General features: G+C 38.3%; 19 protein-coding genes and 1 riboswitch. Of the genes, 9 read left to right on the forward strand and 10 right to left on the reverse strand.

The window, feature by feature from the left end; translation table 11 throughout:
• Nucleotides 1-47: 47 nt before the first annotated feature.
• The gene (locus tag ACRRSQ_RS16440) at nt 48-1,304 is read right to left on the reverse strand and encodes a sugar MFS transporter (RefSeq protein ID WP_440876852.1); all 1,257 of its coding nucleotides are present in this window, start codon (nt 1,302-1,304) and stop codon (nt 48-50) included.
• A gap of 506 nt (nt 1,305-1,810) precedes the next feature.
• Between ACRRSQ_RS16440 and ACRRSQ_RS16445 the strand changes: the two genes are divergently transcribed.
• Complete coding sequence (locus ACRRSQ_RS16445) at nt 1,811-2,023, forward strand: DUF1653 domain-containing protein (RefSeq protein WP_440876853.1); 213 nt, start codon at nt 1,811-1,813, stop codon at nt 2,021-2,023.
• An 81-nt stretch (nt 2,024-2,104) separates the two neighbouring features.
• On the opposite strand, the gene ACRRSQ_RS16450 is transcribed toward ACRRSQ_RS16445, so the two are convergent.
• On the reverse strand, nt 2,105-2,374 hold the full coding sequence (locus ACRRSQ_RS16450) for an acylphosphatase (RefSeq protein WP_440876854.1): 270 nt from the start codon (nt 2,372-2,374) through the stop codon (nt 2,105-2,107).
• A gap of 100 nt (nt 2,375-2,474) precedes the next feature.
• Between ACRRSQ_RS16450 and ACRRSQ_RS16455 the strand changes: the two genes are divergently transcribed.
• Nucleotides 2,475-3,665 (forward strand): class I SAM-dependent methyltransferase, encoded by a 1,191-nt coding sequence (locus tag ACRRSQ_RS16455; protein ID WP_440876855.1) that lies wholly within the window; start codon nt 2,475-2,477, stop codon nt 3,663-3,665.
• Between the two features lie 339 nt (nt 3,666-4,004).
• Here the strand turns inward: ACRRSQ_RS16455 and ACRRSQ_RS16460 are convergent, their stop codons facing one another.
• On the reverse strand, nt 4,005-5,420 hold the full coding sequence (locus ACRRSQ_RS16460; protein WP_440876856.1) for a GIY-YIG nuclease family protein: 1,416 nt from the start codon (nt 5,418-5,420) through the stop codon (nt 4,005-4,007).
• Between the two features lie 994 nt (nt 5,421-6,414).
• On the opposite strand from ACRRSQ_RS16460, the gene ACRRSQ_RS16465 reads away from it, so the two are divergent.
• A complete protein-coding gene (locus ACRRSQ_RS16465) occupies nt 6,415-7,434 on the forward strand; it encodes a helix-turn-helix transcriptional regulator (protein WP_440876857.1) in 1,020 nt (339 codons plus the stop codon).
• Between the two features lies 1 nt (nt 7,435).
• Here ACRRSQ_RS16465 and ACRRSQ_RS16470 read toward each other — a convergent pair whose 3' ends face one another.
• The gene (locus tag ACRRSQ_RS16470; RefSeq protein WP_440876858.1) at nt 7,436-8,551 is read right to left on the reverse strand and encodes a cell division protein FtsZ; all 1,116 of its coding nucleotides are present in this window, start codon (nt 8,549-8,551) and stop codon (nt 7,436-7,438) included.
• Nucleotides 8,552-8,756: 205 nt separating this feature from the next.
• Nucleotides 8,757-8,975, reverse strand: a complete 219-nt coding sequence (locus tag ACRRSQ_RS16475; RefSeq protein WP_440876878.1) for an Arm DNA-binding domain-containing protein — start codon at nt 8,973-8,975, stop codon at nt 8,757-8,759.
• A 241-nt stretch (nt 8,976-9,216) separates the two neighbouring features.
• Between ACRRSQ_RS16475 and sbcB the strand changes: the two genes are divergently transcribed.
• Nucleotides 9,217-10,680, forward strand: a complete 1,464-nt coding sequence (gene sbcB, locus ACRRSQ_RS16480) for an exodeoxyribonuclease I (protein ID WP_440876859.1) — start codon at nt 9,217-9,219, stop codon at nt 10,678-10,680.
• Nucleotides 10,681-10,825: 145 nt separating this feature from the next.
• Here sbcB and ACRRSQ_RS16485 read toward each other — a convergent pair whose 3' ends face one another.
• Complete coding sequence (locus ACRRSQ_RS16485; protein WP_440876860.1) at nt 10,826-11,692, reverse strand: NAD(P)-dependent oxidoreductase; 867 nt, start codon at nt 11,690-11,692, stop codon at nt 10,826-10,828.
• A gap of 214 nt (nt 11,693-11,906) precedes the next feature.
• On the opposite strand from ACRRSQ_RS16485, the gene ACRRSQ_RS16490 reads away from it, so the two are divergent.
• A complete protein-coding gene (locus tag ACRRSQ_RS16490) occupies nt 11,907-12,386 on the forward strand; it encodes a glutathione peroxidase (protein WP_440876861.1) in 480 nt (159 codons plus the stop codon).
• A gap of 136 nt (nt 12,387-12,522) precedes the next feature.
• Here ACRRSQ_RS16490 and lysC read toward each other — a convergent pair whose 3' ends face one another.
• Nucleotides 12,523-13,884 carry a lysine-sensitive aspartokinase 3 gene (gene lysC, locus ACRRSQ_RS16495; protein ID WP_440876862.1) on the reverse strand — a complete coding sequence of 454 codons (1,362 nt, stop codon included), beginning with the start codon at nt 13,882-13,884 and terminating at the stop codon, nt 12,523-12,525.
• A gap of 107 nt (nt 13,885-13,991) precedes the next feature.
• Nucleotides 13,992-14,162, reverse strand: a riboswitch (Lysine riboswitch).
• A gap of 264 nt (nt 14,163-14,426) precedes the next feature.
• On the opposite strand from lysC, the gene ACRRSQ_RS16500 reads away from it, so the two are divergent.
• Nucleotides 14,427-15,191 (forward strand): YdcF family protein, encoded by a 765-nt coding sequence (locus ACRRSQ_RS16500; protein ID WP_440876863.1) that lies wholly within the window; start codon nt 14,427-14,429, stop codon nt 15,189-15,191.
• A gap of 22 nt (nt 15,192-15,213) precedes the next feature.
• On the opposite strand, the gene ACRRSQ_RS16505 is transcribed toward ACRRSQ_RS16500, so the two are convergent.
• Entirely contained in the window at nt 15,214-15,972 is a 759-nt protein-coding gene (locus tag ACRRSQ_RS16505; protein WP_440876864.1) for a Nif3-like dinuclear metal center hexameric protein, read from the reverse strand.
• A 69-nt stretch (nt 15,973-16,041) separates the two neighbouring features.
• A complete protein-coding gene (locus ACRRSQ_RS16510; RefSeq protein WP_440876879.1) occupies nt 16,042-16,794 on the reverse strand; it encodes a class I SAM-dependent methyltransferase in 753 nt (250 codons plus the stop codon).
• A gap of 109 nt (nt 16,795-16,903) precedes the next feature.
• Here ACRRSQ_RS16510 and gloB point away from each other — a divergent pair, with 109 nt between their 5' ends.
• Together gloB and ACRRSQ_RS16520 are read left to right on the forward strand one after the other, a co-directional pair.
• Nucleotides 16,904-17,701: a hydroxyacylglutathione hydrolase gene (gloB, locus tag ACRRSQ_RS16515; RefSeq protein ID WP_440876865.1), complete on the forward strand. Its 798-nt coding sequence runs from the start codon at nt 16,904-16,906 to the stop codon at nt 17,699-17,701.
• 80 nt (nt 17,702-17,781) lie between these two features.
• Entirely contained in the window at nt 17,782-19,413 is a 1,632-nt protein-coding gene (locus ACRRSQ_RS16520; RefSeq protein ID WP_440876866.1) for a LysM peptidoglycan-binding domain-containing protein, read from the forward strand.
• A 94-nt stretch (nt 19,414-19,507) separates the two neighbouring features.
• Here the strand turns inward: ACRRSQ_RS16520 and ACRRSQ_RS16525 are convergent, their stop codons facing one another.
• A complete protein-coding gene (locus ACRRSQ_RS16525) occupies nt 19,508-20,479 on the reverse strand; it encodes an integron integrase (protein WP_440876867.1) in 972 nt (323 codons plus the stop codon).
• A gap of 1,061 nt (nt 20,480-21,540) precedes the next feature.
• Here ACRRSQ_RS16525 and ACRRSQ_RS16530 point away from each other — a divergent pair.
• The gene (locus ACRRSQ_RS16530; protein ID WP_440876868.1) at nt 21,541-22,227 is read left to right on the forward strand and encodes a hypothetical protein; all 687 of its coding nucleotides are present in this window, start codon (nt 21,541-21,543) and stop codon (nt 22,225-22,227) included.
• Nucleotides 22,228-22,836: the final 609 nt, after the last annotated feature.

Genomic DNA, 22,836 nt, shown 5'->3' on the forward strand with positions numbered 1-22,836 from the left:
TAATTGCTCATCATTAATTGCTCATCGTCAATTCTAAAACCAGCAAATTAAGCAGCAACTTGCTTAGGCTTGCTACCAATAATGCCATAATAAACAATGAAGGCATAACAAACTACAGGGAACAAGAACGCCAGTTGAACGCCAATGCTATCGGCCAGAGCGCCTTGAATTAATGGAATAAAAGCACCACCAACAATGGCTAAACATAAAATGCCAGCACCTTGACTTGTATGCTTACCTAAGCCATTTATCGCAAGAGTGAAAATGGTTGGAAACATAATTGAATTACAAAGACCAACTAGCAAAATTGCCGCCATAGCAACTTGCCCTGAGGCAAATGCAGTAACGAGCAATAGAATAATGGCAACGAATGCATTAAATGCTAACGCTTTACCCGCAGCAATTTTTTGCATAACAGCTGCGCCGATAAAACGGCCAACCATAGCACCGCCCCAAAAATAGGTAATGTACTTAGCCGCTTCAGCTTCTTCAATACCAGCAATTGTCGGCTCGGCAAAAAAGCTCACTAAGAAACTACCGATTGACACTTCAGCGCCGACATAAACAAATATACCAACCGCACCAAGTACCAAATGGGAATACTGCCAAGCACTTCCAGACACATCACCACTGTCTTCTTCTGATTCTTGAGCAGCGGACATATCAGGTAATTTTAACCATGCAAAAATAGCCGCAAGAATCAGTAACATTGCCGCAAGTAATAAATAAGGCATTTGCACTGACTCAGCAGAGGCTGCGGCATCAGTTGCTTCACTTAAAATTAATAAAGCACCAAAATACGGCGCAACTGTTGTTCCGAGTGAATTAAACGCCTGTGTCAACGTTAAACGAGACGACGCCGTTTTTGCTTCACCTAGTGCACTAACGTAAGGGTTAGCCGATACTTGCAATAAAGTTATGCCACAAGCAAGCACAAATAACGCCATTAAAAACACAGGATAGCTATGCATTGAAGCGGCTGGATAAAACGCCATGCAACCAACAGCCGCAATAATCAACCCGACAACAATGCCTTTTTGGTAACCAATACGCTTAACAATCGCCCCCGAAGGTAGTGAGACAATAAAATACGCACCAAAAAAACAAAACTGAACAAGCATAGCTTGCATGTAAGTAAGATCAAAAATCCCTTTTAGATGAGGGATCAAAATATCATTTAAGCAGGTAATAAACCCCCACATAAAAAATAATGATGTTAAAGATGTCAGCGCAAAACCATAGTTATTCGCTTGACCTGAATTGGGTGCTACCCCAGATGAATTTAAACTTGAAACCGTTTCCATAAATCCCCGCATTAGAAAATCGTTTTTATTGTTTTTCAAATAACATTAGCCACTAGAAAACGAGCGCTAACATTTTTGAAAGTAGTATTTATAATATTTATAATAATCTATGCACACCAGTAAAATAGCGGCATGCGGCGTATTTAAAAGCAAAAAATATCCTTTTACAAGTCACTAACAAAGCAGTTTTGCTAGCATCTTTGATCAGGCTAAAATACATAAATCCAATCAAATAATAACAATATGATTGCTTTTGAAAATCTGTAAAAACTAAATTTACAAATAAAATCAAGGTGTGTAATTACTCATGAAAAACTACATAACGAAGCCGAAAAATGACTTTTTTTGTTGTAAAACAACACTTTTTTAGCACTGAAAATAAATTAAAAAATATTAATTTATTTTCAAAAATGCTTTTCTCGCTATACTAGAGCCAGTTTTAGGCGCTGCCATGGTTAAACGGGTGCGCCACTTTTTAAACGAATATGCATTAAGGTAGGTAAGTTTTGTTCAAGTTAGGTCGGTATCAACATTTTAAAGGTAACTATTATCAAGCACTGCATATCGCAAAGCACAGTGAAACAGATGAATTAATGGTGGTTTATCAGCCGGAATATGGCGACAGAGAAATATTTGTTAGGCCACTAGCAATGTTTGACGAAATTATCGAACGTGATGGCAAAACGGTGAAACGCTTTTGTTGGGTTGAGTCTGTTTAGTGAAAGACCGCAAAACATAGCTAAATGGGCAATATACGCACGCTTTTAGCTATGCTTTGCATTGTTAATTTGTTCGCACAATTAACTAATTGAGAAAAAGTGATGTTCTTGCCACTTAACCTGTTTTTTATCAACATGCTCTACTTCTGCCTGCTCGGGGCCCTTTTCTAGCCAAGAAAGCATTTTTTCGACATTTTCTTCATCCCCACACATCAACACTTCGACTTCACCACCATCTAAGTTTTTGGCATAGCCACTTAGGTGATTATCTATTGCCACTTGTTGTGATGATGCACGAAAATAAACACCCTGTACCTTTCCGCTAACATGTGCAATGTAACTAACTCGCATAAACTCTGTCCTCTTTTATGTCCGCTGATGATAAAATCGTTGCGCCAATTAAGCCCATTGTCTACACTGCGCGCAATCGATTATTACTAAGTATAGGCATATGTCAGCAAGAATTTATTTAAATATTGGCCGAGAAAAGTCGTTATTGCGAAAACACCCGTGGATTTTTTCTAAAGGAGTCAACAAAATCAAGGGTAAGCCGATGTTGGGCGATACTGTTGACGTTTTTGATAATAAAGGAAACTGGCTGGCAAAAGGTGCTTATTCGCCTGAATCGCAAATTCGGATCAGAGTATGGACGTTTGATGAAAATGAACAAATTGATCGCGACTTTTTCATGCGAAAACTCACCAGTGCCCAGCTACGCAGGAACTGGTTTATCGAACAAGGTAAGTTAACCGGCTTTAGGTTGATCGCTGCCGAATCTGACGGTTTGCCCGGCATAACCATTGATAAATACGACAATATCATTGTGTGTCAGTTACTCAGTGCTGGCGCAGAATTTCATCGTTATACCTTAGTGTCTTGTTTACAAGAGCTTTATCCAGACTGTGCTATTTATGAGCGTTCTGACGTTGATGTGCGCAAGAAAGAAGGTTTAGAGCCTGTTACCGGCTGGTTAACTGAACCACTTGCGTCGACCGAATGTATCATTGAAGAGCATGGCATTAAAATTCATGTTGACGTTGAACAAGGCCATAAAACGGGTTTTTATCTTGATCAGCGCGACTCGCGTTTAGCGGCAGGCAAATATGCTAAAGGCAAAACCGTATTAAACTGTTTTTCATACACAGGTACATTTTCTCTGCATTGCGCTGCCAATGATGCTAAAGAAGTGACCAATGTTGATGTTTCACAAACTGCGCTTGATCTGGCGAAAAGAAATTTAGAACTAAATGGCTTAGCGGATAAGAACGTTAATTTTGTAAAAGAAGATGTATTTAAGCTACTAAGACAATACCGAGCAGAACAAAAAACCTTTGATATGATCATTTTAGATCCACCAAAGTTTGTTGACTCTAAAGCACAATTAACCCGTGCCTGCCGTGGTTATAAAGACATTAACATGCTCGCCATGCAACTGTTAAAGCCAAATGGCATATTATTAACCTTTTCTTGCTCTGGCTTATTAGACGCCGGATTATTTCAAAAAGTTGTCGCTGATGGCGCACTTGATGCGGGTAAAAAAGCCTATATTGTTGAGCGTTTACATCAGGCAGCAGACCACCCTGTTTCAGCAAACTACCCTGAAGGTTATTACCTAAAAGGCCTTGTTTGCCAAGTTGAATAATACACAGTTACTTTTAACTTGTAGCGTCAATTTTCAAAAATCTGGTAAGCAATTATCAGATTTTTGTATTTTAGCCTTTTATACATTTATCAATGATAAAAGAGTAAACCGCCGCGCCTAGCAAGCACTAATTGATTAATAAAATAACGTCTAACGTTAGTATTATTTAATTTCTTATAATCAATAATGGAAAAATTGGGGGATAGTCAATGTATGTTATTATTACAATTAAAAGAACCTCAATCATTGAGTATTATCAAACGAATTGTTTGTACAATGGACAAGCTTTGTAACTATTTTGTTGATCGCTCTGAATTGATTATTTATGCGTAATTGAATTTACACGTACTTCTCTATCTTTGATAATAAACATTTTAATTCTTTCGTATCTAAGCGGCTTTCAAACCTTCTACGCTCTATTTCAGCTGAATAATTTAATGCATTTAGCTGTTTAATAATGATATCGCTTCGTTTACTGAATAACGAAGTGTGTTTATTTGCAAAAAGTACCATGCGGTCTAAAAGACTTAATTTAAAACGGTCAGTCAAAATAAGTACAACTTTTTCAAACTCAGTATTTTCATTATCCTGTAGGTCTGTGTCTATTCGACGGCCTACATTAATACAGGTAGTAGAGATAATTGGTGGGGTATTTATCACCCTGGCACAGTCTATTTTATGATCGTACCTAGCTTCAGAGCTATCTTTCCCGCCATTATTAATATCTACATAATCATCGTAATGCTCTACAGTTACTTGTTGTTCAGCTTCATCGTAATCGTCAAAAAAATTATCAATTATTGTTGTTCCACTTTGACGAAAAGATGCGTTGTCGTGGGGTAAGAGTTCACCATGTTTTGTCTTTGTCTCAATATCGGCAATTTCAACTTCAGGTACCTCATCACTCACTGGTGCATAGATTGGTTGTTCTAAAGTTTTTTCAGTGTCTTTTAAGCTAGTTTTATCTGTACTAACCACTTTACCTTGTCCATCTGGTGTGCAGTTATAGCCGTATTGATATGTCTTTGCCTTATCAATATAAAACTCCTCTAATTCGTCTAACAAGTTCTCATCGCATGTTTGAATGAGATGATAAGTAAAAAACCTTTCACCTTTATCCTTCCAATCGGACTGCATCTTAGCATTGTGATGTTTATTCTTTTTAAGATCATAAAAGTGCTTTTTGACTCTAGCGCCAACATCAATTGATTGACCAATATAAGTGGCAAACTCTTTAGAATAAATACAATAAATTCCACTAATCCCTCGATTATCCTCGATAAACTTATCAAGAGAACGATGGGCAAATGCTTTATTAGTTAAAGGATGCTTAGCGCGAGAATTAAGACGTGGTTTTATAGGCATTAAATTTGATAAGCGTGGTATGTTATGATTTTTCGTTGCTGGCGCAATTTTAGCTAAAAATATAGGATGCTTTGACAATTTTAATCGAACACTCAATTCAGGGAACTGCCCTTTCACATTAGCAATAATACCATAAACCATATTTCCATTATTTTCTTGTTCAGTAACCCACCTCGTTGTTTCATCGTCTAAAAATCCGATTAAAACATTTGCAGCATTGGTTTTTATATTCTTCAGCTCGGACGTAGTTTGGTTCTTACAAATATAAATACGTGTGTCTTTTTTATACTTAGCTTTTAAAAATTCAGTATCAACGAGTTCTTTTTCAAAGCACCATTGAATTCCTTTTTGATCTAATAGAACCTGTTTGTTATCAGTATCGTTTTTCAATTTAATATTTACCGTTTAGTTGTAAACCATGTACCTACTTTATAAATAAAATGGTGAGCAATATAATTGCTGACAAGTAATTTCTGCACTAGATGAACAGAAAAAACTAGTATGGAAATAATCCTTTTTTGCTAAATTCACATTTTAATTATTTGTGCCTAAACTTAAAATGCACTAGCCGCGTCTGATCAATAACCAAAATAACGAATAACAAAAATTATAATTTTGTTACCTTTTTTCCTGCATAGGTGCTGAGCCCTTAGAAGCATAAACAACAACTAGTTCGTTATGTTTACCAAATGGGTTAATACGCCAATTATTAGGATTGGCCCCTCTCAATAGCATCAGCTAATCTTCATTAATGTCATCTTGTAAAGCAGTTCAATCATTACTTTCGAGTATAAAGTGTGTGTTGAGGCTTTTTAGTAGCGTGATTTCATTTGTTAGGAAACAACCTATTGCTTTGATGTATTCTGGGCGAGGAAAAATAAAGCATGCTTGGGTTGGTTAGCTAAGTATCCATTTAATTGCGTCGGTACAAATTTTACTGATACACCTTGACCAATATCTGTGCCCACTGGAATGCTGCACTCGCAGGTGAAAATATAATTTCGCTGACGTTCGACTATTCTTAAGTAGTTGTTCTAAGTCAATTGAGTAGCTGTTTAATGTGTCGTTTTTTAGGGTTAAGCTAATATCCTCGGCTCTGTAACCTTCATCATTCCTTGAACTTTCATCAACTTCAATAATTATACCGTTACAGCACAGCATGTTACTCCCAATTTAGCACTGATTTATACTCGTACATTACTATTAACTTGTTCGCAATATAAGTTTGCTTTGTTACTAAATTGTATTTGTACGGTAAGGCTATTATCAATATAGGCAATTGATTTTTTACACTTTCGCTACCTGATTAATATTCTTATGCGACATTTTTTGACGTATAGTAATGTTAAGGTTATTAACATTACTCAATACAACTGAAATAACGATGTCTGCCTTCCAACGACGCTTAGATTTACTTGATTGCATCCCCAAATATCCCCGAAAAACCTCTACCACACAGGTATTGTGCTCGCTTGAAAATCATGGTCATACAGAGTTAAATATTAGAACTGTGCAGCGTGATTTAGAGTTTCTTGAACGTCTGGGAGTATTTGGCTTAGAAGTAGATAAACGTTCTAAACCGCATGGTTGGTCAGTAAATTTAAACTGGAAAAAACTCAATATCTCATTAATGGATGCGAATACCGCATTGGCATTCGCTACGCTCGAAGAAATAGCTACCACGTTGTTACCGGAGTCAACCTTGTCAGACCTTTCTGCTTACTTTGAAAAAGCACAAACTATTATTACTAATGAAAAGTCAACATTAATTTCTCATTGGAAAAACTCGGTAGCCCTTATTAATCGCCCTAGCCCTGTAATACTACCGCAACCTGACAACACCGCTTTGGCTTTGATAAAAAAAGCTATCTTCCATAAAAAACAAATTAATGCTGATTTAAAACGCTATTTGTTAGCAAACAAAGAACCTGTCTGGAAAACTTATCACAAAATACAACCATTAGGATTAATACAACAAGATTATGTAATTACCTTGGTTTGCACCTTAGGCACTTTTCATCAACGGGTTTATAAATTTCCAGTAGCATTTATGAAAAATGTTGAAATACTTGATCGTGAAGTGATCGCGCCAGCATCGTATAATTTTAACTATTTCAAAGACAACAACTTCCAACTACAAGAGCACAGCGAACCGGTTAAACTTTCGTTGTTCGCACGTAAAGACAGTTATTTTGTGATGAGTAACGCGCGCTTTAGTGAAAACCAAAAGATTGAAGAAACCGATAAAATTGAATATGTGAAAATTAGTGCCTCAGTTCATGACACCCCTAAATTACGCGCGTTCTTACGTGGTTTTGGCCCCGCTATTGAAGTATTAACACCTATTTCATTACGAGAATACTTCCAAGAAATCACAAAACAATATCAACAACTTTATCGATGAGTTAATGGCCTGAATTAGCTTGCATGTTTCTGATGATGGTTGGAATATCGGTAAACACTTCATTTTCGCCGATAAATGATAACTCTTCATCTAAGTAATCGACTGTTTTTTTGGTATAAATTATTTCCTTGGTGATTGGCTGCGGCTCTTTAGCCTGCTTGTTATCGATACCTGATGCAACGATCAATATTTCTAATTCACACGATAAATCGGGGTCTAAAGTAACACCTGCAATCACAAGGGTTTGATTATTAGAAATTCGTCGGTTTACCTCTTTTAATAAACTGTTGTAGGTTGAAATCTTCGGTTCGCTTTTACAGCAAATATGAATGATCACCCCTTGGGCTGTCGCGATGTTAGTTCTATCAACAAGTGGATTATTTAACGCTTGCTCTAACGCTTCAAAGACTTGTTCTTCGGAGTCCGCTTTACCTACACCCAAAACCGATTCGCCTTGGTATGAAATTATGCGAGAGAAGTCTTCAATATCAACATTTATAAAGCCACTTTGGGTCATCATAACAACTAGTGACGTTAACAAGTTATTAAGTACATCGTTTGAATGTTTAAAGGCTGAAAATAACCCGACAGACTCACCTAAACCCTCAATTAATAAATCATTCGACAATGTTATATAAGCTTGTGCTGGCTCTTTAATGTTTTCAATACCTTCTAGTGCATAGTTCATTCGCATTTGGCTTTCTGACTCAAAGGGTAATGTAACAACCACAATACAGTTAATGCCCATCTCTTTTACTAGCTCTGCGATAAAAGGGCTTGCCCCTGTACCAGTACCGCCACCAAAGCCTGCGGTAATAATAACAATGTCACTGCCTTGTAATATGCCTTTTAATGCTTCTTCACTTTCTTGTGCCGCCTGTAACCCAACAGCGGGGTTAGCGCCAGCGCCATAGCCATTAGTTAAGCTTTCCCCTATCAGTATTTTAGTTTCTACCGTAGAATGGTTGAGTACGGCAATGTCGGTATTTACCGCCACTAACCTTACGCAATTAGCTAACGCGTTTTCACTTAACATGTTCATGGTATTACAACCGCAACCACCAACACCTATTACGGTAATTAATAATTCTGATCGTGTATTGATTAATTCTTTCATGTCATCACCCATTTAAATTTTAAATAAGTGTACATGTAAGGTACGTCATTTATTGACGCATAGAATATTCAAGTTAATAATAATTACGGCTTTATAATAATTAATCCCTTAGTGAAATTTAAACTTCCAGTGAATACGTGAAGCAGCTTTTTGAGTCATAGCTGTTTTAGTCGATTTTGCTTTTGTTAAGCTTTTCTACAAAATTTCAAATGCCCCCTAATAACCTGCCTTCCTGATGACGATTAGCATAACTTCTTGAATCAAGCCCTTTTAATAATACTTGTCGATACTCATCGGCTTCAGCTCTAGCATCTGATAATTTAATATCCGGACAACGCCCTACTTTTATTCGTTGTTGCTTACCGCGCCATCTAAAGCGATAATTGAATGATATTATTGCATTGCGTGTGACCTTACGGTTAATCCATCACGATCAGCTAGCTCAGCTTCACCTTCGTAAGGAGCTTTTATGTTTCTTAGTTTGCTATCTGATAATGACATAGGTTCTTACTCAATAAATAAATCCGTCTATGGGCACATCTTACATTTTCATGATGCACATTACGATGCACACTTATTAATTAATAATAAAGAACATCTATGGATTTCTACGAACCAATAATAAAGTTAAGTAATTACAATACAAAGAGTAAAAATCAAAAGCCATGAATAATAAAACACCAACGAACACCAGCGAACAACCTACTATTTTGTGGCACGATTATGAAACTTGGGGCGTATCACCAAAGTTTGATAAACCTTCTCAATTTGCAGGTATTCGTACAGATCTCGATTTAAATATTATTGGCGAGCCGGAAATGTTTTATTGTCAGCCGCCACAAGATTATTTACCACAGCCTGAAGCCTGTTTAGTCACCGGCATTACGCCACAAAAAGCATTGGCTGAGGGATTAACCGAAGCTGAGTTCGCTGCTCGTATTCATAAGCTATTTTCTACGCCGAACACCTGTGTCGCGGGTTACAACAATATTCGCTTTGACGATGAGGTTACGCGTTACCTATTATATCGTAATTTTTACGACGCTTATGCGCGTGAATGGCAAAACGGCAATAGCCGTTGGGATATTATTGATATGGTGCGTGCATGTTACGCGCTACGACCTGAAGGTATTGAGTGGCCGACCATCGACCGAGACGGCGAAGAGGTTGTCAGTTTTAAACTTGAACTATTAACCGCGGCAAACGATATTGCCCATGAAGCAGCACATGACGCGATGAGTGATGTTTATGCAACTATTGCCATGGCAAAACTTATCAAAGAAAAACAACCTAAGCTTTATGAATTTATTTTTAATTTAAAAAACAAAAAGCAGGTTGCTGAATTAATTGATGTCTACAACATGACACCGGTTGTGCATACTTCAAGTAAAGTACCGTCGCAACATGGTTGTACGAGTTGGTTTGCACCTGTTGCTTATCACCCAACCAATAAAAATGCCGTTATCGCAGTTGATTTAGCCAAAAGCCCACAGCCACTTTTTGATTTAACCAGTGACGAAATAAAAGCGCGCCTTTATACAAGACACGACGAACTGGCTGAAGATGAGTTACCTATTCCCGTTAAATTGATTCATTTAAACAAGTGCCCGGTTGTTGCACCAGCAAAAACCTTATTACCAGAAAATGCCGAGCGATTGGCGATCCCACGTGAGCTATGTTTAAGCCATTTAAGCCAATTAAAAAAACAGCTTGAAGTGCGTGATAAGCTCGCCGAAGTGTTTAGCGACAGTTACGATAATGATGAAAAAATTGACCCTGAGCAAGCATTATACAGCGGCAGCTTTTTCTCACATGCCGATAAAGCTCAAATGGAAATTTTACATCAACTCCCGCCTGAGCAGTTAGCAAGCCACCCTTTTCAATTTCAAGATCCAAGGTTAAGCACATTACTGTTTCGTTTTCGCGCCAGAAATTACCCATTAACTTTGAACGCTAACGAACAGCAGCAATGGCAACAGTATTGCCAAGACAAAATACAACAAGGCGGTAAAGGTTTATTAAGTATTGAAGAATATATGATCAAGCTTGAAAACCTGGCATATGAAAACGAAAGCAAGCCAGAAAAAATGTCGGTATTAAAAGCGCTTTACCAATACGTGCAAGCGTAATTAATTTCAACCTTTAGTTAGATTTGTTTAAATTTAGTTAGATATAGCAAGGTACAAAGAAATAGCGCGTTCAGTTTTGGTTAAAGTCAATTAAACCAATTAGGCTAATGGGCAATGACATTAACTGAACGCAGATTTTCTGTGACTATTTTTTCAATAACGAAATTAAACTTGAAGTGTCCCAGCGATTACCACCGTTTTCTTGCACTTGTTGGTAGTAGCCATCAACAATTTTAGTCACGGGTAAGTTTGCGCCATTTTTGTCAGCTTCAGCAAATGCGATCCCTAAGTCTTTGCGCATCCAATCAACGGCAAAACCAAAATCATATTCTCCTGCGAACATGGTTTTAGAGCGGTTCTCCATTTGCCAAGAGCCAGCAGCACCTTTAGCGATAGTTTCTATGAGTTTATTACCATCTAAGCCCGCTTTTTCTGCAAACGCAATGCCTTCAGATAAACCTTGCACTAAACCGGCAATGCATATTTGATTGACCATTTTAGCCAGCTGACCACTGCCAACTTCCCCCATAAGTTGGCTAAACTGGGCATAAGCTGCAATAACGGGTTTTATCTGATCGTAAATCGCCTGTTCGCCGCCCAGCATAATGGTTAAGACCCCATTCTCAGCGCCAGCTTGACCACCTGAGACTGGCGCATCAAGAAAATGTTTACCTTGCGCTTTTGCCGCCTGAGCAAGCTCGCGCGCAAGTTCGGCAGAAGCGGTACTGTGATCAACCAAGATTCCACCTTCGCTTAAACCTGCGAGTATACCGTTGTCGCCATAAACTACGTCACGCACATCGTCATCATTACCCACGCAGCAAAAAACAATATCGCAATCTTTAGCGGCTAATGCGGGGGTTAGTGCCATATCACCACCAAACTCTTGTTGCCATTTCTGAGCTTTTTCAGTGCTTCGGTTATAAACACACACTTGATAGCCTGCCGTTAACAAATGCCCAGCCATTGGGTAACCCATTACCCCTAAACCAATAAACGCTACTTTTTTCACAGTTTGTCACTCTAAATAAATAATTAACTCAGTCTAACCAAAACTTTTCTGCAATTAAATCACTAATCCCCCTGTCTATAACTCTTGTGTGCAAATAAATGAATACACTAGCCATAATGTCTAATTTGTCGACATACTAGCTATTCACCCGATTCATTTGCATATTTTTAACAATTAACGCTAACATACTAGAAAAATTTAAAGGGATATAAAAATGAGCGCCATTTATGACGTTGATGTGGTCGATAACAAACAAGCCAAACACAGCATGGCTGAATATAAAGACAAAGTGCTGTTGATCGTAAATACCGCCAGTCAATGTGGATTCACGCCACAATACCAAGGTCTACAGGAGCTGTACCAGCGTTTTAATCAACAAGGTTTTGAAGTGTTAGCTTTTCCGTGCAATCAATTTGGTCAGCAAGAAAAAGGCTCAAATGAAGAAATCGCCAAATTTTGTGATTTACAGTTTAATATCTCTTTTCCACTTTTTGATAAGGTTGAAGTTAACGGCTCGAATACGCATCCGCTCTACCAACTATTAAAGTCGCAAGCGCGTGGCATTTTAGGCAGCGAAAAAGTGAAATGGAATTTTACTAAATTTTTAGTGACTAAAAATGGCGAGGTGGTAAAACGTTATGCGCCCACCACAAAACCTGAAGCCATTATAAATGATATTGAAAAGCTACTGTAACGTCGCTGCCCGGTTAAACAAAAAAGCCTTATGAACAAGATTGTCATAAGGCTTTTTTATTACGTTAACTTAAGGTAGTTGCTTTAACTTACTAATTTTAAGTCACTAGTGTTAACTAATTAGTTTTAAGGTAACGTTATGCAAATAGTTTGTGATGTAATTTTTCAACGACATCGTTAGCCGCATCTTCATTAACCAAGAAACATAAATTGTGTTGACTTGCCCCTTGGCAAATCATACGCACATTCGATTGCTCAATGGTATTAAATATTGTACTGGTAGTGCCTTGTGCGTTATGTAAATTATTACCAATAACCGCAACAAGTGATAAGCCATTTTCAACTTTTACTTGGCTTAATTGACCTAATTCTTTAATCACCTGATCCGTTAATTGCGCTTGCGTTGAGCCAGGAGGGTTGTCAAACGTTAACGCAACGCTAATTTCACTGGTGGTGATCAAATCAACACTAAGTTCATGTTTTGCCAAAATTGAAAATACTTTGGCAAGAAAACCACTGGCATGCAGCATAGCTGGGCTTTTCACCGTTACCAAAGTTTGCTCTTTTCTTAGGGCAATAGAGCGATATGTTGGACGAGACTCAACTTGTTTTTGAATATAAGTGCCGCCTTTTTCTGGCTCTTTGCTAGAACCGACAAACACTGGAATATTATGACGCATTGCCGGAATTAAGGTCGCCGGATGCAATATTTTCGCGCCAAATGTTGCCATTTCAGCCGCTTCGCCAAAGCTAATTTCTTTGATCGCACGCGCATGCGAGGTAATTCTTGGGTCGGTGGTAAAAATACCAACAACATCGGTCCATATCGCAAGGTTGTCAGCGTCTAACGCTTCAGCTAATAATGCCGCGCTATAATCTGAACCGCCTCGACCTAATGTGGTCGTACACCCTAAACCGTCTTGGCCAATAAAGCCTTGCGTCACAACCACTTTGTTTTCAAGCGTTGCTTTTAATAATGCACTGCAGTTACTTTTTAATTCGTCAACATCAACGACAGCTTTTCCGTAAAGGCTGTTAGTTTTCATGACTTGGCGCACGTCAAAACATTCACCAGGCAAACCTTCCATACGCATAATTTCAGCAAAAAGTGTCGAGCTCATACGCTCGCCAAAAGACAAAATTTCATCGGCGGTTTTTGCGCTGTAATGCGCTGCTTGCTGTTCGGCAGTTTGACTAAGCAAAGCTAACAAGGTTTCGATTTGATCAATAAAGTCAGCTTTATTGCTTAGATGCTCAACAATATTCAATTGGATCGCGCGAATACTGTCAATGGTTTGAATACGCTCTTGTTCGCTAACATTTTCTTGGCCAAGGCGCACAAGGCTGTTGGTCACGCCAGAGCTAGCGGAAACAACCACTAAACGTGTTGCTGGGTCATTTTTGATAATGTTTACACAACGTTGCATCGCCTGAAAATCGGCAACACTGGTGCCGCCAAATTTGGCAACGGTAAGGTTTTTACTATTATTAGATGACATAAAGGTCTCCCTAACAATCAATGACTCTTATTCATTGATTCGTATTAATACAAGGAAGAGCATGACTGAAGATAAAGCGAGCAAGAAGCAATTAGACTTATACATTTTCAGCCAGAAGCCCTCCACCAAATTGGTGACAATTCTAAGGATTCAACCCTAGTAACCGAACAATAACCTCCACACAGTTAGTGCCCTCGGCGTTAGTCCCCCTCAATTATTGTCATCGGAATTGTGGTTCCTCGAATAATCTACCTAGCTAACGCGCCTCTTCTGGTGCTGTAATCACATCATGAGGAATTAACACTCAAAATGATGTAATTTTACAACGCGGCTATTAGACCTTAATTGAACATTAATTGCAATAGACTTTTAGACGTCTATTAGAAATAAATGAACCAAGTACGCTCAATTCTTATTTAGAGAAATGAGTTTTCTTGTCAATCCCCTGAAGCGAGTAGAAATCCTTGTCAACGCGCTTGTTACTTTTAATTAACGAATCAATTGTTTACCATGACAACACTTAACGCGATGTGAATAGGGTTATGGATATACTTTTTCTGTTTAAAAAAATTATTGGCGTATTAATTATGCCCATTAACGTTATTATTTTATTAATGCTTGCGGCGTTAATATTGCACCGATATTCACCTAAATTGAGTTTCCGTTGTCTATTTGTCAGTATTTTGTTGCTGATCCTTTCATCCTTACCTGTGGTGTCAGATATGATGATGAAGCCGATTGAAGACAACCATGAGGCATTTACCTACGCGAATAAGCCTGTTGAATACATTGTGGTATTAGGCTGCGGACACGTTACTGACGATAGTTTACCGGCTGTTAGTCAATTAAGAGTGTGTTCTTTGCAGCGCGCCATTGAAGCGTTAAGAATTCATCAGCTCTACCCTACCGCGCACATCATCACCTCAGGTTTTGGTGGCAGTGATAAAACCCCGAATGCCGAATTGATTAAACAAGCGTTAGTTGAATTAGGCGTAAATGAGCAACTGATTATTACCGAGCCAACACCGCAAGATACCGAAGAAGAAGCCGAATTAATTAGCGCAAGAGTAACATATAAACCGGTAATACTAATTACCAACAGCGACCATATGCCACGAGCGTTAGCCTATTTTGAACAACAAGGTGTGAATGCCATTGCCGCGCCGGCCTCGCGTTGGGTAAAAGATTATTATGGTGAGAAAAGTTGGCAGTACTATTTGCCAAACAGCGAAGCTTTTGAGCAAACCACCCATGTTTGGTATGAAAGCTTTGGGCGATTTGTTCAGTGGTTAAAGCAATATTTATAAAAGCGACAAGTTAACCCGCGTTTTATACGGGGTTGTCAATATCAACAAACTCGACCGATAAACCAAGCTCGGCGTTAATATATTCGCCTAATGCTTTTACGCCGTAACGCTCGGTGGCGTGATGGCCTGCGGCAAAAAAGTGAATATTCATTTCGGTGGCGATATGCGCCGTTTTTTCTGATACTTCACCGGAAATAAAAGCATCGATGCCCTGCTCGGCCGCCAACTCAATATAGTCTTGTCCGCCACCTGTACACCAAGCAACGGTTTTAATTGCTTGATTGTTACCCGACGGTAAATGCAAACACTGACGATTTAAGGTTTTTGAAATGTTCTGCGCTAATGTTTGTGCGGAAATGGCATGTTCAAATTCGCCTTTGACAGCAACACTAAGCGGATTACCACTTTCTAACGGCTGACGATTAATAATTGCTAATAAATCGGCTAATTGCGCGTTATTGCCTAACTCGGCATGAATATCGAGTGGCAGATGATAAGCAAACAAATTGATGTTGTTATCAAGCAGCGCTTTAATACGGGTATGCTTCATACCTTTGATCACATACGATTCATTTTTCCAAAAATAACCGTGGTGAACTAACAAAGCATCGGCATTTAATTCAATCGCTTTATCGATTAACGCTTGTGACGCCGTTACGCCAGTAACTATTTTATTGATTTGCTCACTGCCTTGTATTTGCAGGCCGTTTGGGCAGTAATCTTTAATTTGTTCCGGTTTTAATAATTGCGTTAAAAAATTTTCAAATTCACTACGATGCATTGTGTTGTTACCTGCGATAAAAATAATAACCGCATCATAAGTGAAACCTTTGCTTCATCCAAGGTTAAATTAAGACGACGAGCCTGTTTTAGGTGAATTCATGGTAGAGACTTTCACTGGTGAAAACTTAGGTCGTAATTTCCATTTAGGTTTAATTGGCGTAAGTGGCAATACCCGCTTTTTAGCGACAATAATGTAAATAGAGCCCAAACTTGGTAAATAGTTGCTGGCAAAGTTTTGACAATATGAGGTAAGCTTGCCTTGCCCTAGTTTGCCAACCAAAGAGCTATGCAACGTGCGCTGATCGGTTAAAATTTCATAGCCCATTAATTGCAACCAGTCTTTGACCCGCATTGGTGAGAAAAAACGTTCATTCCATGGCGACTGTTTTCTTCGATACGGCACGACTTTATTTAAACCCGCCAAACTAAACGGGTTATAGCCAGTAATAACTAAATAGCCGTTGGGAATGAGCACACGATTCGCTTCGCGCACCACATGATGAGGGTCGACCGAAAATTCAAAAGTGTGGCTTAACAAACAAACATCAACACTGTGCTCTAAAAAAGGCAAATCGTCGACATCGGCAATAACATCAGCTTTTTTTGAAAAGCTTGAAACCGTGAGCTGGTGTTTAATTGGGCTAAGCGTGCAGTCAACATCAGCACTTAACGCGCCTACTTTGAGTAAATGATAACCAAAAAATTTTGGCCACCACGGCGCTAATTGCTGATTAATTTCATTAAGGATCACCTCGCCATTAGGCAGCTTTCGCCACGCTTTGGGAGATTGCGGTTGTCGAAAAGATAATGCGGGTTTCATCACAGCCTAACTTCCATTACTATAAGCCTTAATTTAATCGTGAATTTGAACGCTAATTTAAGTGCTCGTTTAAACCTTAGTATATACAGTGTAACCATAGAGAAAAATTATGTCGCAAAATAGCTTCACCGTAACGGCAATTCCTGCTTTTTCAGATAATTATATTTGGGCATTAACGCAAAGCACAAGTGATAATCTGGTATTAGTTGATCCAGGTGACGCAAAAGTTTGCATTGACTATATCGAGCAACACAACAAAGTACTGACCGATATTTTAATTACCCATCACCATAGCGACCATATTGGTGGTTTGGCCGATTTACGTCGTTATTGTCAGCAAAAATCATGGCCACTATGTGTTTATTTCCCTAAAAATAACGACATTAAAGAAGGTGATGTTGGCGTTGATGAGCAAAGCGAGGTTAACTTAAGCGCGATTGACGCAACGTTTAACGTTATTGATTTACCAGGGCATACCTTAGGGCATGTTGCTTACATTAGCCAAGATAAATTATTTTGCGGCGATACATTGTTTTCTGGTGGTTGCGGCCGACTATTTGAAGGCACACCAGCGCAAATGCACCATTCACTAGGTAAATTAGCAGCATTAGCTGAACAGACTCAAGTTTATTGCGCACATGAATATACGCAGGCTAACTTGCACTTTGCTTTAACGGTTGAGCCAAGCAACGTTGACCTACTCAATTATTATAATCAGGTAGAGCAATTGCGCGCTCAAAACAAAGCAACAATTCCATCTAGCATCGCGTTAGAGAAAAAGATCAACCCGTTTTTACGTTCAGATCAAACGGAAGTAGCAGAAAGTGCCGCGCTATATGTAAACAACGCACTTGCTAATGAAGTGGAAGTATTTGCAGCAATTCGCCAATGGAAAGACAATTTTTAATGCCATTGTTACAAGTCAGTCTTGAATAAACTGACTAAATAAGTGACACTTGCCGTTATATTAAGTAGACAAGAGTTTTCATGAAGTATTATTTTCCCCTTACCATTGCTGTGTCAATAATGTTAGGTGGTTGTCAAAGCACACCTTTTCAGTCAGAAAAATCGAAACAAGACCAAAACTCAACGTTAATTGCCGACACGGCGACTCCTGCGGAAGTTAGCCTCGCTTTGCTTAGCGACGAAGCAAATTCAGTAATGCACCCTATTGCTGATGTGGAATTTTCAGTATCTGATGAAACCCAAGTCACTGACGATTTATGGGAAGATATTAAAGCTAAAATGGCATTTGATATTCCACAAAATCAACGTGTTGTTTCACAGCGTAATTGGTATGTTAAACACGCCAGTTATTTAGACCGAGTCGCCAAACGCGCCGAACCGTTTTTGTACTACATCGTTCAAGAACTAGAAGCAAACGATATGCCGGTTGAAATAGCCCTGCTCCCTATTGTAGAAAGTGCTTTTGACCCGTTTGCTTATTCACACGGTCGCGCTTCAGGCATGTGGCAATTTGTACCCGGCACTGGTGAGCGTTTTGGTATGAAACAAAACTGGTGGTACGACGGACGACGCGACGTTATTGCGTCAACCCAAGGTGCCATTAAGTATTTAAAATACCTCAACGGCTATTTTGACGGTGACTGGTTATTAGCCTTAGCAGCGTATAATTCAGGCGAAGGTCGAGTTAGACGCGCAGTAAAAAATAATGCCCGCAAAAACAAGCCAACCGACTTTTGGTCACTCGACTTACCAAGTGAAACTGAAGCTTACGTACCTAAACTACTTGCCTTAGCCGATATTATTAAGCGCCCTGCCGATTTTAATATTGAGTTATACGACATTCAAAATAAGTCGGTGATTTCACAAATTAATATTGGTTCACAATTAGACTTAGCAAAAGCGGCGCAACTTGCTGAATTGTCGCTGGCTGAATTACAACATTTAAACCCGGGCTTTAACCGTTGGTCAACCGACCCTGACGGGCCTCACTATTTAGTTATTCCAAATAACAAGATAGAAAAGTTTCAAGCAGGTTTAGATAAATTAAGTGAAAAAGAGCGACTTGCATGGCAGCGTTATCAAATTAAATCGGGCGATAGCTTGAGCCAAATAGCCAAAAAATTTAATACCACGACCGCGCTTATTCAGCAGGTAAACCAAATTCAAGGCTCGCAAATTCGCGCCGGAAAATACTTGTTAATTCCTGTTGCGACGCAAGCACTTGATAGCTATATTTTTTCACAAGAACAACGTATTGCGAAAAAACAAAGCCAAAGCTATAACGGCACCAAATTAACCCATAAAGTTAAATCAGGCGATACCTTATGGGATATTGGTCAAGCGTATAAGGTGAGCAGTAAAAGCATCGCTAAATGGAACGGCATGGCGCCAAGAGACACACTAAAAGTTGGCCAAAACCTTGTAATTTGGCAAGCTAAAAAATCAGGTGCTGCGGCAAATGCGTCAAGCAAACAAGCGATAATGCGCAATATTACCTACAAAGTGCGCCGTGGTGACTCTTTTGCCCGTATTGCAGATAAGTTTAATGTATCAATAAAAGATATTGAACGCTGGAACGGGTTAAGTAGCAGAAAATATTTGCAACCAGGGCAAATGCTTAAATTGTCGGTTGATGTAACGAACAATATTTAACGCTTACATAATTCCAGTTAACTACCAAAATAGCCGTTAAGATAAGCATTCTTTAACGGCTTTTTTATGCCTTATCGTTTAATTACTGATCTTGTTATACATTTGCTAAATCAGACAAAGGGCTTCTAACACCATTGGCTCCGTGTTCAATTACATGCGTATAAATTTGTGTCGTACGAATATCGGTATGCCCTAACTGCTCTTGTACGGTGCGAATATCTGCGCCTCGCTGTAACAAGTGTGTGGCAAAGGAATGACGCAAGGTATGACACGTGATGTTTTTTTCAATTTTAGCCTCTGCTGTCGCCACTTTAACCGCCTTACGCAAACTAGTATGGTCGATGTGATGTCTGCGCCGAAAACCAGACTCAGGATCTAAACTAAGGCGCAAAGAAGGAAATAAGTAGTGCCATAGCGTGTCTAATTTTGCTTGTGGATATTTGCGCGACAATGCAAAGGGCAGCCAAACACCTGCATAATCAGGTGCGTTTTTATCCGCTTCCGCCATGGCTTTAGCAATGTTTATTTGCTTTTTAAGCGGCTCGACTAACTCTTTTGCTAAGGTAACTCTGCGATTTTTACCGCCTTTTCCTTGCCACACTTGTACTGATAGATAATCGAAGTCGATATCTTTGATACGTAATCGCACCACTTCCATTAATCGTAAACCACTGGCGTACATAAGTTTAATTGGTAAATCGAACTTAGCATCAACATGACTTAGTAATAATTGTGTTTCTTTCGGTGTTAATACCACAGGAAGCTTTGCTTGAATTCGACTTTTATTAAATTCAAGTTCTAATGTGAGCGGATTATTGACAATGTGCTTATACAAAAATACCAACGCATTGAGTGCTAAACTTTGCGACCTAGGTGCTAGGTTCAATTGATTGGTTAAATACGATAAAAAGTTTTCAACTTCGCGGTTATGACAACTTACGGGATGCTTCTTTTTATTAAAATTAATATATGCTTTAATCCAGTATACATATGTTTCAATTGTTCGTTTAGCGTATCGTTTGGTACGCATTTTTTCTATAACCAATGTTAAATACGGAGACGTCATATCAACCACCAGAAAACTGTTTATTTATACAGCTTAGTGTAAATCCGCATTTGATCCAGTCTGTTATTGTATTTTGAACAAAAGTTTAACGTGTATAGATGTAATAGATTGAATGTAGGATATTTTTAATTTAGGATTAAAACACAATTACTATATTATGATTTGAAAAACCTGTGTGAAAGAAGGATTTTTTCCTCATAATAAACTGTTATCGGGCAACGAAGTTTTCGGTGAAAAATTTTTGAGATTAGTTTCTTTTTCTAATCAACAAATTTGCAAACTCCATAAAGTTTTAAAATTCATTTGCATTGTTCTGCCCTTTTCAGGTTCAATGTAAAAATTAAGTTTTGGTGTTACTTGTTGGTTTTTAGGTAGTTGCCCGCTAACAAGTCATTCAACAGGACTAAAAAAGTTGGCTTTCGCTTCGCGATTTTAGCCAATCTTTTTTAGCCTATTAATGTAAGCGTTATGTGGCATCAGCATGCCTTAATTTTTATTATCGTTTAAACTCGGTAAAGCTTTTTATCAAAGTTAAATTTTAAAGTGTTCAAACTTTTAAGTTACGGAAAATGAGTTCTAAATAAGCGCCCTTTTCCAGTTAAACTTTCTTGTGTATTTATTAACGTAAATTTTATAAGCTACTTAAAAGGCTCAGGTTTAAGCGGTAAACCGCTAAAGCTCTGCGCCACACATAACAAGGCATTCAAGTGGACAAATTAAAGCTGGCTTTTGTTCGTGCCTCACAAGTTTAGCCAGTTTTTATTTGCCGCTTAATGGTGGCGTTATCGGGCAACGAAGTTTAGGGTTAAAAATTTTTAAGATTAGTTTCTTTTTCTAGTCAACAAATTCGCAAACTCCATAAAGATTTGAAATTCATTTGCATTGTTCTGCCCTTTTCAGGTTCAATGTAAAAATTAAAGTATGGTGTTACTTGTTAGTTTTTCGGTAGTTGCCCGCTAACAAGGCATTCAACAGGACTAAAAAAGTTGGCTTTCGCTTCGCGATTGTAGCCAATCTTTTTTAGCCTATTAATGTAAACGTTATAACCCTTCGGAGAGTCCGTGACCATATTCTGGGCAGCAATAAGTGCGATTTTAGTTTTCTATTTCAGGGAATCGATAAAACTTGCACACCAACAACGAAATGTAACATCAAAGCTTGATGCTTATTTGGTGCACTGGTCTTTGAAAATAATCGAAGGAAATGACTCCGATTTTAAATTATCTAGTGTGGGCTTACGTTGGGCTGAGAAGCATGAAAAGTGCAATAGCATTGAAGAAATATTAAAGATAAATGAGGAGTTTAAAGATAAACTCCAAGAAATGAAGAGTGAATTATTTCTGAATGGAGCATTTGAAGAAATGATCTCAAATGCTAATCAGAAAATGAAAGATAGTGAACTTAGCTCAGAACAAATCTATAAAATGATCTCCGAATATCGTCGTGACTTCATAGATGGAAAGTTGTATCCAAGCGATAACGACTTATCTGTACTTTCACCTACTACCACAAGGTTAGCAATCTCATTAAAACTCAATATTATTTCGCTATTAGAGGGCTTAATAATGTTATTAGTTAAGATTGAGAAAGATCCTAATCAAATGAAATCAAAAGATGAGTTATTTGAGCTATATGTCTGTTGGCTTAAAATCGTTCGCGATAAACAATTATTAATTAAATCAAATCGAGAGTTGCTATCCCAAGGTGTGTTTAGTATTGCTTGTGGTAACTTTGTATCAGGGTTATAACAAGTCACTTAAAAGGACAAAAAACAGTTGGTTTTTGCTCCTGCGTCGCTTATTTTAACCAACTATTTTTTGCCTCTTAGTGAGGCGTTAGCTATTAAAATCAGATTATGGATTTACTATTCGAACATTTTTACTTATTTATAATTTTACCTTCGATTATTTCATTTTTATATCGAAAGCGTAAAAATCAGAATAAGGATTTTATCAATATCAATGGTGACATAGTCACTGTTAACCCAACAATTGAAACTGATTATGGCTTTAGTTCACCAGTAAAGCTAAAGTTAAGCAAAATTAATCGTATACAACTTGCAGGTAATTGCTTATCTTTTTTTAATTATAGTGAGCACGCAGAAGATTTTTGGTTATCCAAAAAGTATACTCAAAAAGTAAAGCAATTAATTTTAGAAAAGTTTCCAGACATTAAGTTTGTCGAAATTAATAGCTAACAAGTTGCTCAAACGGACACAAAACAGTTGGCTGTGCTCGTTCCTCGCAAATTATAGCCAACTATTTATGCGCCGCTTAGCATGGCGTTAGGTATTTAGGAGAGTTCGTGAAGTACGGAATACTATTTTTTATCCTCATAAATGTTTTTGTTTTTTATCC

Source organism: Thalassotalea sp. PLHSN55, from assembly GCF_052030545.1.
Taxonomy (GTDB): Bacteria; Pseudomonadota; Gammaproteobacteria; order Enterobacterales; family Alteromonadaceae; genus CANMXU01.

What these genes read in the sequence shown, in the direction of transcription:
- ACRRSQ_RS16500 (WP_440876863.1), top strand. Translation starts at nt 14,427, where the DNA reads ATGGATATACTTTTTCTGTTTAAAAAAATTATTGGCGTATTAATTATG.
- lysC (WP_440876862.1), bottom strand. Translation starts at nt 13,884, where the DNA reads ATGTCATCTAATAATAGTAAAAACCTTACCGTTGCCAAATTTGGCGGC.
- ACRRSQ_RS16465 (WP_440876857.1), top strand. Translation starts at nt 6,415, where the DNA reads ATGTCTGCCTTCCAACGACGCTTAGATTTACTTGATTGCATCCCCAAA.
- gloB (WP_440876865.1), top strand. Translation starts at nt 16,904, where the DNA reads ATGTCGCAAAATAGCTTCACCGTAACGGCAATTCCTGCTTTTTCAGAT.
- ACRRSQ_RS16505 (WP_440876864.1), bottom strand. Translation starts at nt 15,972, where the DNA reads ATGCATCGTAGTGAATTTGAAAATTTTTTAACGCAATTATTAAAACCG.
- ACRRSQ_RS16450 (WP_440876854.1), bottom strand. Translation starts at nt 2,374, where the DNA reads ATGCGAGTTAGTTACATTGCACATGTTAGCGGAAAGGTACAGGGTGTT.
- ACRRSQ_RS16440 (WP_440876852.1), bottom strand. Translation starts at nt 1,304, where the DNA reads ATGGAAACGGTTTCAAGTTTAAATTCATCTGGGGTAGCACCCAATTCA.
- ACRRSQ_RS16470 (WP_440876858.1), bottom strand. Translation starts at nt 8,551, where the DNA reads ATGAAAGAATTAATCAATACACGATCAGAATTATTAATTACCGTAATA.
- ACRRSQ_RS16490 (WP_440876861.1), top strand. Translation starts at nt 11,907, where the DNA reads ATGAGCGCCATTTATGACGTTGATGTGGTCGATAACAAACAAGCCAAA.
- sbcB (WP_440876859.1), top strand. Translation starts at nt 9,217, where the DNA reads ATGAATAATAAAACACCAACGAACACCAGCGAACAACCTACTATTTTG.
- ACRRSQ_RS16525 (WP_440876867.1), bottom strand. Translation starts at nt 20,479, where the DNA reads ATGACGTCTCCGTATTTAACATTGGTTATAGAAAAAATGCGTACCAAA.
- ACRRSQ_RS16510 (WP_440876879.1), bottom strand. Translation starts at nt 16,794, where the DNA reads ATGAAACCCGCATTATCTTTTCGACAACCGCAATCTCCCAAAGCGTGG.
- ACRRSQ_RS16455 (WP_440876855.1), top strand. Translation starts at nt 2,475, where the DNA reads ATGTCAGCAAGAATTTATTTAAATATTGGCCGAGAAAAGTCGTTATTG.
- ACRRSQ_RS16520 (WP_440876866.1), top strand. Translation starts at nt 17,782, where the DNA reads ATGAAGTATTATTTTCCCCTTACCATTGCTGTGTCAATAATGTTAGGT.